This is a genomic window from Rhizobium hidalgonense (genome assembly GCF_002914525.1).
Lineage (GTDB): Bacteria > Pseudomonadota > Alphaproteobacteria > Rhizobiales > Rhizobiaceae > Rhizobium > Rhizobium hidalgonense.
The window spans coordinates 164,868-178,012 of sequence record NZ_LODW01000093.1; the positions used below are offsets into that span (position 1 = coordinate 164,868).

Annotated in this window: 12 protein-coding genes; 2 read left to right on the top strand and 10 right to left on the bottom strand. The window is 62.1% G+C overall.

Annotated elements, in window-relative coordinates; genetic code table 11:
• Positions 1-2 precede the first annotated feature (2 nt).
• Positions 3-212 carry a hypothetical protein gene (locus tag ATY29_RS28625; protein ID WP_003573215.1) on the bottom strand — a complete coding sequence of 70 codons (210 nt, stop codon included), beginning with the start codon at positions 210-212 and terminating at the stop codon, positions 3-5.
• Between the two features lie 375 nt (positions 213-587).
• Here ATY29_RS28625 and ATY29_RS28630 point away from each other — a divergent pair, with 375 nt between their 5' ends.
• The gene (locus tag ATY29_RS28630; RefSeq protein ID WP_097533515.1) at positions 588-773 is read left to right on the top strand and encodes a hypothetical protein; all 186 of its coding nucleotides are present in this window, start codon (positions 588-590) and stop codon (positions 771-773) included.
• 569 nt (positions 774-1,342) lie between these two features.
• Here the strand turns inward: ATY29_RS28630 and ATY29_RS28640 are convergent.
• The 5 genes from ATY29_RS28640 to ATY29_RS28660 form a co-directional block, all read right to left on the bottom strand.
• Positions 1,343-2,422 (bottom strand): ABC transporter ATP-binding protein, encoded by a 1,080-nt coding sequence (locus ATY29_RS28640; RefSeq protein WP_003573220.1) that lies wholly within the window; start codon positions 2,420-2,422, stop codon positions 1,343-1,345.
• An 18-nt stretch (positions 2,423-2,440) separates the two neighbouring features.
• Entirely contained in the window at positions 2,441-3,490 is a 1,050-nt protein-coding gene (locus ATY29_RS28645; RefSeq protein ID WP_003573222.1) for a carbohydrate ABC transporter permease, read from the bottom strand.
• On the bottom strand, positions 3,487-4,524 hold the full coding sequence (locus ATY29_RS28650; protein ID WP_097533519.1) for a carbohydrate ABC transporter permease: 1,038 nt from the start codon (positions 4,522-4,524) through the stop codon (positions 3,487-3,489). The genes ATY29_RS28645 and ATY29_RS28650 overlap by 4 nt, the downstream gene beginning before the upstream one ends.
• Positions 4,525-4,535: 11 nt before the next feature.
• Positions 4,536-5,795, bottom strand: coding sequence for an ABC transporter substrate-binding protein (locus ATY29_RS28655; RefSeq protein ID WP_097533521.1), 1,260 nt, complete (start codon positions 5,793-5,795; stop codon positions 4,536-4,538).
• A gap of 66 nt (positions 5,796-5,861) precedes the next feature.
• Complete coding sequence (locus tag ATY29_RS28660; protein WP_097533523.1) at positions 5,862-8,384, bottom strand: hypothetical protein; 2,523 nt, start codon at positions 8,382-8,384, stop codon at positions 5,862-5,864.
• 186 nt (positions 8,385-8,570) lie between these two features.
• Between ATY29_RS28660 and ATY29_RS28665 the strand changes: the two genes are divergently transcribed.
• Positions 8,571-9,629: a LacI family DNA-binding transcriptional regulator gene (locus ATY29_RS28665; protein ID WP_025416138.1), complete on the top strand. Its 1,059-nt coding sequence runs from the start codon at positions 8,571-8,573 to the stop codon at positions 9,627-9,629.
• On the opposite strand, the gene ATY29_RS28670 is transcribed toward ATY29_RS28665, so the two are convergent.
• Genes ATY29_RS28670 through ATY29_RS28685 form a run of 4 tightly spaced genes read right to left on the bottom strand, consistent with a single transcriptional unit; the run spans position 9,616 to position 13,130 of the window.
• Complete coding sequence (locus ATY29_RS28670; RefSeq protein WP_003573232.1) at positions 9,616-10,359, bottom strand: ABC transporter ATP-binding protein; 744 nt, start codon at positions 10,357-10,359, stop codon at positions 9,616-9,618. The genes ATY29_RS28665 and ATY29_RS28670 overlap by 14 nt on opposite strands.
• Entirely contained in the window at positions 10,356-11,201 is an 846-nt protein-coding gene (locus ATY29_RS28675) for an ABC transporter ATP-binding protein (RefSeq protein ID WP_097533610.1), read from the bottom strand. Before ATY29_RS28675 ends, ATY29_RS28670 begins: the two co-directional genes overlap by 4 nt.
• 1 nt (position 11,202) lies before the next feature.
• The gene (locus ATY29_RS28680) at positions 11,203-12,105 is read right to left on the bottom strand and encodes an ABC transporter permease (protein WP_097533525.1); all 903 of its coding nucleotides are present in this window, start codon (positions 12,103-12,105) and stop codon (positions 11,203-11,205) included.
• A complete protein-coding gene (locus tag ATY29_RS28685) occupies positions 12,102-13,130 on the bottom strand; it encodes an ABC transporter permease (RefSeq protein WP_025416135.1) in 1,029 nt (342 codons plus the stop codon). Before ATY29_RS28685 ends, ATY29_RS28680 begins: the two co-directional genes overlap by 4 nt.
• Between the last annotated feature and the right edge of the window lie 15 nt (positions 13,131-13,145).

Genomic DNA, 13,145 nt, shown 5'->3' on the forward strand with positions numbered 1-13,145 from the left:
CGTCAGGCGTCGAGGCTCGTAGGCAGCCCCGGCGGGCGCCGCTTTGCCGCCATCAACAGATCGAGTTCGGTGGCGGAGGGACCGAACTTGTCGTAGAGGCGTTTCGCCTCCTTGTCGTCCAACCGATATTTCCTGGCAAATTCGCTGATGCTGTAGGGGCGGCCCCGCAACACTCTTCGCGCCGGGGTCGCCGTATTCGGTGCGTCGGTCATGAGTTTCTCCTTTCTTTCCATACCCTTTAAGCTAGAGCGACAGGCTGAATTGGAAAGAGCCGATGGGCTGCGCCGAGCCTTTCCGGCATGGAGCGATGGGGTTTAGTCGGGAACCTTCTTGCGGCCACGCGCATTGTCAATTCGAGGTTGCGGGTCGCGCCAAGCGGACGCGGCGGTGCCGGAGAACATCGGGATTTTTCCGCTTTCTCCTGATGGCCAACGAAATGGCAGGCGAGCTCCCTACCCGCCCGGTCCGCTTCCTCATCCCTCCTATCGATAGGAGGTCACAAAATATTAACGTGGGGAACGCATGCGCCGGAGCGTAGTTCTTTGCCTGAGGTCGACGTGGCCTCGTTCAAACCTAAGGAGAACCGTATGGCAAACCAAGGTGGATCCCATGAACAGCACGTCAAGACCGGTCAGCAGAGTCACAAGAAAGACTCCAATGCCCGCAGCGCCTCATCAGGCGGCCGCGACGCGCAGTCCAGCGGAACCCGCGGCGGAAGCCATGAACAGCATGTTAAGGCAGGTCAGCAAAGCCACAAGAATAACCAACACTAAAGCTGATGTTACGTGAAAATTGGGCTCGCGCTTCGGCGCGGGCTTTTTCGTGATCCTTGAAGTTGGGTGGGCATTTCGATAGCATCATAGATCTGACACGGCCACGAAAAATATGAAGAAACTCAATCTCGGAATGCCTCAGAGAGGCCTGCTCTTTCAATCCTACTTCGTGGGCATGACATTAGCCCATATTCCGTTGTTCTTTGAAGGAATCGGAGTGATAACATTTGTATTTAAATTTATTTTTTCAATACCCGTCATGCTCGCGATATATTTCCTATATTCTCTTAAATACATTCAAGTACATTCACGCCCATTTTTCTGGTCGTTTCTAACATTTATTTTTTCTTTATGCGTGGTTATGTTGATTTACTTTTTGTTACTTTTCGACGGCGGCCAGAGTGATTTTCGTCTTTTATCTGTTTTTTTGATCCTTGCCGTACCCTCGTTGCTAATTGCCTGCGGTTATTTCGCCCTCAGACTTTGGCTGCAGATAAGTTGCTCGCGCGGACGGCAGAGCGAAGCTACGATTTGACGAACGGCGCCTTCGTGGATTGGACGCTGAGGCGTCAAGACAGACGCCGACCATCCTCGCCGAAGAGATGCAGCACAGCCGGGTCGAGATGCAGAGGCAGGCTGTCGCCGGATTTCATCTGCTGCTGGCCTGCGAAGACCGCGATCAGCTTCTTGCCGGCCGTGTCGGCGTGGACAACGGTTTCGGAACCCAGTTCCTCGACAAGGGTGATCCGCGTGTCCAGCTTGCTCGCGCTCGCTCCGTCGGCAAGGGTTATGTGCTGTGGCCGTATGCCGATGCTTATCCTCTCGCCGATCGGGCGCGTCTCCTGGGCGATCGCGGAAAGGCGATGGCCGCCGACGGTTTCGACTTGGGTAAAACCGCCTTCGTGCCCGACGACCGACCCTTCCAGAAAATTCATGTGCGGCGCGCCGATGAAGCCGGCGACGAAGCGGTTTGCCGGCTTGTTGTAGAGTTCCAGCGGTGTTCCCACTTGCTCGATCCGGCCGCCTCTCAACACGACGATGCGGTCGGCGAGTGTCATCGCTTCCACCTGATCGTGGGTGACGTAGATCATCGTTGCCTTCAGGCGGGCGTGAAGGGCAGCGAGTTCGGCGCGCATGCTGACCCGAAGTTCGGCGTCGAGATTGGAGAGCGGTTCGTCGAGCAGGAAGGCATCCGGGCGGCGGACGATGGCGCGGCCGATCGCGACGCGCTGACGCTGGCCGCCGGAGAGCTGGCCCGGACGGCGCTGCAGAAACGGCTCGATCTCCAGCATGCGCGCGGCATCAGCGATGCGCGCTTCGATCTCGGCCTTCGCCACCTTGGTATTCTCGAGACCGAAGGCGAGGTTCTCCCGCACGCTCATATGCGGATAGAGCGCATAGGACTGAAAGACCATGGCAAGGCCGCGGTCGGCGGCGCCGATCTCGGTGACATCCTTGCCGTCGATGGCGATACTCCCGCCCGACGGCTTGTCGAGGCCGGCGATCAATCGCAGCAGTGTCGATTTCCCGCAACCGGACGGGCCGACGAAAGCGACGAACTCGCCGTCGTTGACCTCAAGCGAGACATCGCGGATGACCTCGACGGCGCCGAAATTCTTGACGATATTTCTGAGCTCGAGCCCGCTCATGTACTCTCCTGTTTCATATTATTTCAGCCCCGAGCCGGCGATGCCTGTGGTGATGAAGCGCTGCAGGAAGACGAAGATCAGCACGACGGGGATCATCGAGACGACGGTCATGGCGAGGATGTAGTGCCATTGCACATTGAGTTCGCCGGCATAGACGTTGAGGCCGACCTGCAGCGTGTAAAGCTCCTTGCGCGACAGCACGATCAACGGCCAGAGGAAGTCGTTCCAGCGCCAGACGACCGAGAAGATCGCCAACACCGCCAGCGCCGGCGCCGACAGCGGCAGGACGATGCGCCAGTAGATCTGCCATTCGCTGGCCTTGTCCATGCGCGCGGCGTCGATCAGTTCGTCGGGGATGGTCAGCATATATTGCCGGAGCAGGAAGACCCCTGTCGGGGTGGCGACCGTCGGCAGGATGACGCCCCAGAGACTGTCGAAAAGGTTCAGCGTGCCGATGACGGAATAGAGCGGCACGACGATGACCGAGAGCGGCACCATCAGCGTCGCCAGGATCATCAGCATGACGGCGGTGCGGCCGGGGAACTGGTATTTCGACAGCGCGAAGGCGGCCATGGAATTGACCAGCAGCGTGATGGCTGTCGCGACCACCGTCACGAAAACCGAGTTGCGCAGGAACAGCAGAAAATCGAAATGCTGAAACGGTTCGGTGTAATTGCCGCCGGCGAAATCGACCTGGCGCACCGGCGTGCGGTCCTTGATGTTGACCTTGACGATGTCGCCCGGCTGTTTCGGATCGACCATCTGGCCCATGATGCCGATGCGGCGGACTTCGGCGAGCTGGCGGCTGCTGCCATCCGGCATCGTGACATTATAAAGCGGCAATGGCTTGTCGTAGCCCGGCACCACGGCCTGCTCGGTGACATAGGGCAGGAAGGATGGCGGGAATTCGGCGAGTGCTGCCGGCGTCTTGAACGAGGAAAAGACCAGCCAGACGGCCGGGCCGAACATCAGGAAGACGCCCGAGATCAGCCATATCCAGGTGACAACATCAGTCCAGTGCCAGCCGCGGCCGCGGCGGCGCAGCAGAAAGGTGCCGACGGCGCTCATTGGCGTGTCCCCTTCTTCTCGTTGCGGCTGCTGACGCCGAGCTGGACCAGCGTCAGGATGACGAGCACAATGCCCATCAGGATCGAAGCGGCCGAGGCGAGCCCCGGATTGCGCAGCGAACTCGCAAAACCGGTCTCGTAAATGAACTGGGTGATGTACATGGTGCTGGTGCCGGGCCCGCCGCCGGTGAGCACAAAGACCTCGTCGAAGATCTGCACGGCGCGGATTAGCGCCAGCACCAGGACGACAATGAGGTTCGGCATCAGCAGCGGCAGGGTAATCCGCCGGAAGATCCGGGTGGGGCTTGCCTTGTCCATCGCCGCCGCCTCGTAGAGATCCCGGGGGATCGCCTGCAGGCCGGCGAGCAGGATCAGTGCATAAAAGCCCATATGCGCCCAGACCGAGACGAAGACGGCGAAGAAGAAGGCCCAGAAACGATCGCTGAGCCAGGAGAAGGGCTCGAAGCCGAAGGGGCTGAGCGCATAGTTCAACAGGCCTTCACGCTGCAGTATCCACTTCCAGATCAGGCCGACGACGACAGGCGACAGTAGCACGGGAAAGAAAAAGACGGCGCGCCAGAAGCCGCGATTGGAAAGCTCGCGATTGAGGATCAAAGCCGTTGCGAGTGCGGTGATCAGCATCGCCGAGACCTGGAAGACGACGAAGACGGCGGTGTTGCGCACGGCCGCCCAGAACGTGTCGGCCGCACAGGTCGACGGATCGAGATAGGAGCGGCAATCAAACAGGATCCGGTACTGCTCGGCGCCGACATAGGTTCTGTTCGGCAGGAAGATGGCGCCGCCGCTCGTCGTCGAATAGATGAAGTTGATGACCAGCGGCAGCAGCACGAAGACGGAAAAGATCAGCATGTTGGGCGCCAGGAAGACGCCAGCCATGCCGTTCAGCCCCGTCAGCTTCTGCCAGGCACGCATGGGAATATCGACGATGCCCATGGCGACCCGGACAGGCGCAATCAGCGCCTGCCGCAGGCCGGTTTTGACAGGTGGTTCGGAGGAAACCGTTTTGTCCGCCATCCGTTCGTCCGTCAGTTGCCGCCAACCTTGGCTTTGATGTCCTCGTCGATGCGGGCATAGGCGTCGTCGAGCTTCATTTCGCCGGCGATCACCTGGCTGATGCGGGCGACGATGGCGCTGTAATAGGCGTCCGACCACTTCCAGCCCGGCAGCTTCATGGCGGGTGCCGCCGTCTGGGCGGCCGACTCGACGAAGGCCTTCAGCGCCGCCTGCACATGCGGATTGTCGGTCTTGAAGTCCATCTGGCCGGCGGCCACAGCTTTGTGCGCCGGAATGAACAGGCTGCGCTCGGCGAACTCCTTCTGCACGTCGGCGCTTGCCAGGTAGTCCATCACCTTGGCGACGTCCTTGGGGTTCTTGGTGTATTTGACGGCGACGAGACCGGCGCCGCCCTGCATGCCGGTGCAGGCGACCGTGCCGCAGGGGCTCCCCGCCATCACCCAATCGAAACTGTCGCCGATCTTCTGGGCAAAGCCCGAGATCTGCCAACTGCCCGAATAATAATAGGCCAGGCCGCCATTGATGAAGTCGTCGGCCGCGGCGCGATAGGTAGTGCCGGCAGCACTGACCCAGACATCCTTGTTGATGGTGCCGTCCTCGTTCCACTTGACGAAGCGGCTGAGGAAATCCTTGGAGCCCTGGTCGATCGGCGCCGGCTTGCCGTCAGCGGCGATATAGTTGGCGCCGTAAGAAATATTCGGGCCGGAGACGCGATGGCCGGAGCGGTCGATCGCCATGGCGAAGACCTTCTGGCTGTCGGCGACCTTCTTGGCGGCGACTGCCCAATTATCCCAGGTGGCCTTTGGGCCGGGAATTTCGACGCCGGCCTGCTCGAACAGCGTCTTGTTGACGAAGCCGCCGGTCAGCGTCAGCTGCGTCATGAAGCCGGTGATGGCGTTCGAGCCATCGGGACGCATCCAGTCGGCCTGGGCGCCGAAATTGTCGTCCCAGTATTTGGCATCGGCGAGCAGCGGGCGAAGATCGAGCCAATGCTGGGCCTGGGCCTTCAGATTGGTGACGCGGGCAATATCGGGCCCCTTCCCGGCTTCGAGCTGCACCGGCAGCTGTTCCTTTACGACGTCATAGGAAACCTCGTCGAGGATGACGTTGACATCGGGATTGGTCTTCGAGAAGCGCGCCAGCAGATCCTTGATGACAGCACCCTCGCCGCCGTCGGAATACCACATGATGCGCACGTCGCCGGCATGGGCGGCAACGGAACTCAAGAGAACCGCAGCAAAGGCCGCGCCAATCGATTTCATTCTGGTCATTTTCTCCTCCTCTTGACCAATGAATTCCTGCGCCCGGCCAGGTCCTCCACCTGCCGGACATGTCGTCTACGAGGCGGCGCGCCGAGGCTGCCTGCCTGATATCTCCAGATGTACCGCTTCTCCCCGCACCGACCAGTCCGCAGGTCTCAGAATACGGCCTTCGGCGCACACGGTGCCGTCCTCTTCGAAGATGACCTGGCCATAATCCGGATCGGCGACGATCAGTGCGTCCTTGTCGTCTCGGTGGGCCTGGAGTGCCGCGAAACGCGCCTGCATGCCGGCAAGGTCGCCCTCCCGATCGAGATCGGAGAGACGGACAATCCATCGGCTCTTACGTGCGGCCAGGCGCAGCTCCATATCCGTCGTCGGACCCTCCTTCACCGGCACCAGTGCTCCGCTGCCGATCAGCAGCGCCAGGCCGTTGCCGGAACGGGCGAGCGCCAGATTGCCGCCGACCGCCGTTTCGTCGAAGGCTTCGACCGGGAACCAGGCGTGGGTGAAATCCGGCTGGCCCTCGTGGATGTTGAAATCGAGGATGGCGAGATCGCGATACTGATGCACGCGCGGCAGCGTTCCGCAGCCGCCCCAGAAGCTCGGCCGGCCATAACCGAACTGGATGGTTTCGCCGGGATGGTTGATCCAGATCTGTGCTTCCGGCCGCTGACCCAAGCGCAGATGCAGCACTGTCTCCTGGTAGCCCCAGGCGCCGGGACGATAATGGGCGATGGTGCCGAGCGCGGTGTCGCGCGTCTTGTAGTGATAGAGCGCGGCGAAACGGTTCTCGCCCTGGGAAAAGGTCCACTCCCGCGCGTCGTCGGCGTCATGCGCGGCAATCGCCGCGAACTCCTCGGGAAAACGCAGGCCGTGATCGCGGATGCAGACAGCAAGCTGCGGCAAAGCGTGGACGCGCCGGCCGTACCAGCCGCGGCCCCAGAGCAGCCGGGCGATGGCCGACAGTTCGACCGAGCGGCCGGGGCGTAGCGTATGTTCGTAGGAGCGGCCCTGGCTGCCAGTCAGCATACCGTGATGGGCCGAACGGGCGACGATCTCCATCAGCCGAACGATGCTGGCATTCGCCCGGGCGCGGATCGTCTCATCCGGCGCGCAGGCGGCGAGCGCCGTCAGGCCCTTGAGGTCGATCGGGAAATAGGGAACGGAATTCCACTCCGCCATTTCCCATTTCTCGAAGTGATCGAGCCAGGCGCGGACGCGCTCTTCGCCGACCTTCATCTGCTCGGCGCCGGTGCGGCCGGAACGGACAAAAACGGCATTGAGAAAAAGCCGGCCGCCGAGATAGGCGGCGGTATGGAAGAGAAGCGCGTGGTTTTCCGAAAAATACCACTGAACGTCATTGCCCGGTTCATCCATCCAGTAGCGATAATGGAGAACGGCGTGCTCGATCCTCTGCCGCAGGCCTTGCGACAGCAGATCGCTCCAGCGCGTATAGGCAAACAGCAGCGGCACCAGCACGAAATCGGCGCAGTCGTGACAGTCCTCGATAACAGGCAGCATCGCCGCAATCATTGCCTCGGTCTCTTCGCCACCCTGCCCCAACGCCAGCCGCGCGAAAGCGCAGACGGTATCCGGCTCGGAATGGGCAGCAACCTCGGCCAGCGCCTCGGCGATACGGTCCGCCAATGCGGCGGGCGCCTGCCCCTGGCGTTCGGGATGACAGATTTCGACGCCGAGCGTGCGGCCGAGCGAAAGTTCGCCTGATTTGAAGGCGATGCGGAAATGGCGGAAATCGGCGGGCATATCAGCCGAGGCACCGAGTTCCAGCCTGGTTGCGCCCTTCTCCAGCGCGAAATCATAATCGAAACGCTCTGTCGACATGAAGTCGCCTTCGATCTCGACATGGCAGGTGAGCGCCACCGGTAGCGGCGCCGGAAACAGGATCGTCACGTCCTCGCCGAGATAGGCGGTGCGGTCGAAGCGCATGCCTTCGAGGATCGCCTCCAGCGCATCGGCATCACCGGCAGCGATCGGAACGGGGACTGCCGTTTCGACCTCCGGCCCTTCGAGATAATCCAGCTGGAAATAGAAACGGGCGTCGCGTTCGGCGAGATCGTCGACATAGACGCGGATCTCGTTGAGACCGACGGCGAGCTCGACCTCGAGGATCTGCTGGGCTTCCAGATTGCGCTCGTAAGGCGCCATGAAGCCCTGCTCGGCGCCATTGACGAAGAGGATCGCGCCACCACAGGTCGACAGGCGAAGCCTAGCCGAACCCGCGGAGCGGGCATCGAGGAAGGTGCGCGCCCAGCAGCCGATGCGGGTCGGGCGAAACCAGAAGCCCGAGAGATCCACACGCGGAGAGGCAAAGGGAAGCCACCAGCGGCTTGCTTCGAATTCGGCTGCCGGCTGCGGCCGACGGCCGGAGAAGGATTTCTTGAATTCAGTGCGGCAGGGATATTCGTGCGGGATGAAGTTCTTCGTCTTGGTGACGAAGAAGAACGGATCCATGCTGCCTTCCATCGGCCGATCGGCGACGTCGTAGCGCTGCTGCGAGAGATGGCCCAGCTGCCAATAGACGATCGGCCTTTGTTTCGCAGTCTGGCGGCGGAGATGGGATTGCTGCTCGGCGGCCATGTTTAGCCCGCTCGAACCTTAAGACGCCGGGCAAAACACCGACGCGTGGACTGGCCGTCAAACCGCATCTTCAAAGCCTCCCTGCTCTGTCGCTTGTCGCGGACTCCTAAAAGCAATTGTGCATAGGCATTCCATTTGCGCAATCTGAAAGATTTTTGCACAATAGACAGGGAGCGAGGAGATGTCATGGCCACGGAGCAGAAAAAGGGCAGGCGCACACGCCTCGACGACATCGCCGCCCGCTGCGGCGTATCGATCAGCACGGTGTCGCGAGCGCTCGCCGGCGAGAAGGGCGTCAGGCCCGAGATCCGCAAGCTGGTGCTGGAAACGGCGAGCGCGGTCAGCTACGCCTTGCCGGCAAGTGTCGCCGGCAAGAAGGTCATGCTCGTTGCCTCCGGCGCGGCGATGATCGACTATGTCCGCAACCAGTTCACCCTCTACGTGCTCGAGGGATTGAACGCGCGGGCGGCCGCTCTCGGCATCGAGGTGGCGATGCGCCCTATCGCCGACAAAGGAGATGAAGCCCGCGTCGTCGCCGAGATGCGGGACGATCCGAGCTTTGGCGGCATGCTGATTCTGACGGTCGACGAGGAGGACATGCTGGCGGGGGCCGCCGGCCTCGGAAAGCCCGTCGTGCTCGTCAACAGCGACGATCCCTATATGCGGCTGTCGAGTGTGACCCCCTGCAACCGCGAGGCCGCCTTCATTGCCGCCGAGCGGCTGATCCAGGCCGGCCATAAACGCATCCTGTTTATGCTGCGGCCGGGGCGACGGACGATCGAGCGGCGACTGGAGGGCTGGCGCGACGCTCTGCTGCATCACGGGCTCAAGGCCGATGCCGATCTGGTGCTCGAGGTCGACGATTGGCTGCCGGAACTCGGGGCCGAAGCCCTCACCCGCCTCGTCCGCGACAAAGGCCTCTCCTTCACCGCCGTCCTGACGGCAGGCGACAGCCTTGCCACCGGCGCCGTGCGCGGATTGCAGGCGATGGGTTATGCCGTGCCGCAGGACGTCTCCGTCATGGGCATCGACGACCTGCCGCAATCGGCCTTTCTCAACCCGCCGCTGTCGACGGTGCATATTCCGATGCGCGAACTCGGCGCCACCGCGCTCGACCTGCTGCGCGACATGATGCTCGGCCTTGCGACACCGCGGCGCCGCGTCGAGCTTGCCTGCCATCTCGTCGAAAGAGGCAGCGTTGCAGCGGTCGGTGGCGCACCAGCGCGAAATATCAAGCTTCCATAAAGCTCGCTTCGAACAGTTCGCGCGCATAGGCATCATGGGTGGTGCCGGCCTGCAGATCCGCCCTGGTGAGTTCGTCGACAAAGCCGCCGTTTTTCATGATCAGCACCCGGTCGCACATATGGGCGATGACAGCGAGATCATGGCTGACAAGCAGATAGGTCAGTCCCTTTTCCTCGCGCTGATCGGCAAGCAGGTTGAGGATTTCGGCCTGGACCGAGACGTCGAGCGCCGATGTCGGCTCATCGAGCAGCAGAATCGGCGGCGACAGGATTAGCGCCCGGGCGATCGCTACCCGCTGCCGCTGGCCGCCGGAAAGCTCATGGGGAAAACGACTGGCGAAACTTGCCGGCAATCCCACCTGGATCAAGGCTCTTTCGACCTTCGACCAGATCTCGGACTGGCCCATGGCGCGCAGCGGCTCGGCCAACGCGGTGCCGATGCGATGGCGCGGATGCAGGGATCCGTAAGGGTCCTGAAACACCATCTGGGCGAATTTCAGCTCCTCGCGCGAGCGCCTCTTGCCGATCGGTTTGCCGCCAAGCTCGATCTGCCCGGTCCAACCCGCCTCCATGCCGGCGAGGCAACGCAGAACCGTCGATTTGCCGCAGCCGGATTCGCCGACAATGCCGAGCGTCTCGCCCTGGTTGACCTGAAAACTGATGCCGCGGACGACATGATTGCTTGATTTGCCCGAGGCAAAGACGACATCGAGGTCGCGGACATTGATCATTGCGCCGCCTCCAGATCGAGTTTTGCCCTGTCGAGAACCGCAAGCCGCCGCACCGGGTTTTTCGGGTCGGGCAGTGCTGCTATCAGCCCGCGCGTATAGGGATGGCGGGCCTCTTCGAGACTGGTCAGCGTTTCGACGATGCGGCCGGCATACATGACGATGATGCGCTCGCAAAAAGCAGCGACCATGCGAATGTCATGGCTGATCAACAGCAGGCCGGAGTTGTTTTCGCGCACCAACTCGTCGAGCAGCAGCAGCACGTCCTTGCGGACGCTGACATCCAGTGCGGAGGTCGGTTCATCGGCAATGACAAGCTTCGGCCGGGCCAGCAGCATCATTGCGATCATCACGCGCTGGCCCATGCCACCGGATATCTGGTGGGGATAGAGCGCCATGACCCGATCGGGATCGCTGATGCGCACGCGCTCCAGCATGGCGCGGGCAGCGTCGAACGCCTGGCTCTTGCCGAGACCGAGGTGAAGGCGCGCGGCTTCGGCGATCTGCTTGCCGATCGAGAGCACCGGATTCAGCGAATAGCGCGGATCCTGCATGATCAGGGCGATATCCTTGCCGCGTAGCGCGCCCATCTGCCGCTCGCTCTTCGACAGCAACGGATCGCCGCCGAGATCCAGGCGTTCGGCGGTGACGACGGCGGCCGGCGGCAGCAGACGCATGATGGCGCGACCCGTCGTCGATTTGCCGGAACCGGATTCTCCGACGATGCCGACACGTTCGCGCCCGACGTCGAAACTGACGTTGGAAACGGCGGGCACGGCGCCTCGCCCGAAACGGACGCTCAATCCCTTGACGGACAGAACGGGCTGCAAATCATGATCTTTCATTTCAAGATCTGGCATGGCGGGGATCCAGAAGGTCGCGCAGAGCATCTCCGGCGATGTTGAAGGCAAGGCTGGTCAGCAGGATGGCGACACCCGGCATGACGGCGACCCACCAATAATCGAGCATGAACTTGCGGCCGTTGGAGATCATCGCCCCCCATTCCGGCGCCGGCGGCTGGGCGCCGAGGCCGAGAAAGCCGAGTGATGCTGCCGTCAGGATGATGCCCGCCATATTTAGGGTCAGGCGAACGATGACCGATGGCACGCACATCGGTGCGATGTAGAGCAGAAGAATGCGGATCGGTGAGGCGCCGTAAAGGCGGGCGGCAACCACATAATCGGCATTTCTAACGACCAGGGCTTCGGCGCGGGCGAGCCTGGCAATCGGCGGCCATGCCGTCAGCGAAATCGCGATGATGGCCGTGGTCAGGCCGGCGCCGAGCGCTGCAGCAAAAGCGAGCGACAGGATCAGCGACGGGAAGGACAGAACGATATCGGTGGCGCGCATCAGCAGCGCATCGGTGCGCCCGCCGAAGAAGCCGGCGACGACGCCGATCAAAAGGCCGATCGGCCCGACGATCAGCGAGATCGACAGCACCGTCTGAATGGTGATGCGCGTGCCGAAGATCAGCCGGCTCAGAATGTCGCGGCCGAATTCGTCGGTGCCGGCCCAGTGTGCCAGGCTCGGCGGCTGCAATGCATCGCCCAGCGCCTGCACGACCGGATCGTAAGGCGCCAGAAGCGGCGCGAAGATCGCGACGATGCAGAGCAGGCCGAGGATGACGAAGCCGGCAAGGCCAAGCGGCTCGGCAGCCAATTTGCGGCCGGCGCGCGTAAACGACGCCGCGATGCGGGTCGACACGCTTGGCGGGCGGATCTGAATGTCACTGCGGATGGCGTCACTCATCGGGCTGCCTCCCGCATGCGCGGATCGAAGACGGCGTAAGCGACGTCGGCGAGGAAGTTTAACAGCATGAAGATGAATCCCACGATGATGGTGCCAGCCACGATGGCGTTCATGTCGCCGATCATGAGGGCGTTCGTCATGTATTGGCCGATGCCCGGCCAGGAGAAGACGATCTCGGTCACGACAGCGCCTTCGAGCAGCCCGCCATAGGAAATGGCCAGGATGGTGATCAGCTGCACGGCAATGTTCGGCAGGACATGGCGCAAGATCGTGCCGGTCGGGCTGACGCCTTTGGCCCGGGCCGCGATGACGTAATCCTGGCTCAGCTGCTCCAGGGTGAAACTGCGGGTCATGCGGGTGATGTAGGCCATCGCCGCATAGGCCAGGATGACGGCGGGAAGAATGATATGGCCGAGCGCATTCCAGAAGATTTCGCTCTCGCCCTGCAGCAGGCTGTCGATCAGCAGGAGGCCGGTTCGCGGCGTGACGAGGCCTTCGTAAAAGACATCGATGCGGCCCGGGCCGCCGACCCAGTTGAGGCCGGCATAGAAGATGACCAGCCCGACAATGCCGAACCAGAAGACCGGGATCGAATGGCCGACGAGTGCGACCACGCGGGCGACCTTATCGATCCAGCTGTCGCGAAACAGGGCGGCGGTGAGCCCGAGCGGGACACCGACGAAGGTCGAGATGATCACTGCCAGCGTCGCCAGTTCGAATGTCGCCGGAAACGCCTGGGCAAGGTCGGAAGAGACGGGATTGCCGGTGAGCACGGCCGTGCCGAAATCACCATGAGCCAGCCCGTTCAGATAAAGGAAAAACTGCTGGTAGATCGGCAGATCGAGCCCCAGGCGCGCCCGCATCGCCGCATAGGCGGCGGGATCGGCAAGTTCGCCGACGATCGCGCCGACCGGATCGTTGGGCAAGACGCGGCCGATCACGAAGGTGACACAGAGGAGGATGAACAGGCTGACCAGCAAATGCGCCAGGCGTCGGCCAAATTCGGCTACGGAGAGTTCCTTCATGATCGGCTTGCCTTG

Excerpts from the sequence above, each read along its gene's own strand:
- ATY29_RS28625 (WP_003573215.1), bottom strand. The coding sequence starts at position 212 with ATGACCGACGCACCGAATACGGCGACCCCGGCGCGAAGAGTGTTGCGG.
- ATY29_RS28630 (WP_097533515.1), top strand. The coding sequence starts at position 588 with ATGGCAAACCAAGGTGGATCCCATGAACAGCACGTCAAGACCGGTCAG.
- ATY29_RS28640 (WP_003573220.1), bottom strand. The coding sequence starts at position 2,422 with ATGAGCGGGCTCGAGCTCAGAAATATCGTCAAGAATTTCGGCGCCGTC.
- ATY29_RS28645 (WP_003573222.1), bottom strand. The coding sequence starts at position 3,490 with ATGAGCGCCGTCGGCACCTTTCTGCTGCGCCGCCGCGGCCGCGGCTGG.
- ATY29_RS28650 (WP_097533519.1), bottom strand. The coding sequence starts at position 4,524 with ATGGCGGACAAAACGGTTTCCTCCGAACCACCTGTCAAAACCGGCCTG.
- ATY29_RS28655 (WP_097533521.1), bottom strand. The coding sequence starts at position 5,795 with ATGACCAGAATGAAATCGATTGGCGCGGCCTTTGCTGCGGTTCTCTTG.
- ATY29_RS28660 (WP_097533523.1), bottom strand. The coding sequence starts at position 8,384 with ATGGCCGCCGAGCAGCAATCCCATCTCCGCCGCCAGACTGCGAAACAA.
- ATY29_RS28665 (WP_025416138.1), top strand. The coding sequence starts at position 8,571 with ATGGCCACGGAGCAGAAAAAGGGCAGGCGCACACGCCTCGACGACATC.
- ATY29_RS28670 (WP_003573232.1), bottom strand. The coding sequence starts at position 10,359 with ATGATCAATGTCCGCGACCTCGATGTCGTCTTTGCCTCGGGCAAATCA.
- ATY29_RS28675 (WP_097533610.1), bottom strand. The coding sequence starts at position 11,201 with ATGAAAGATCATGATTTGCAGCCCGTTCTGTCCGTCAAGGGATTGAGC.
- ATY29_RS28680 (WP_097533525.1), bottom strand. The coding sequence starts at position 12,105 with ATGAGTGACGCCATCCGCAGTGACATTCAGATCCGCCCGCCAAGCGTG.
- ATY29_RS28685 (WP_025416135.1), bottom strand. The coding sequence starts at position 13,130 with ATGAAGGAACTCTCCGTAGCCGAATTTGGCCGACGCCTGGCGCATTTG.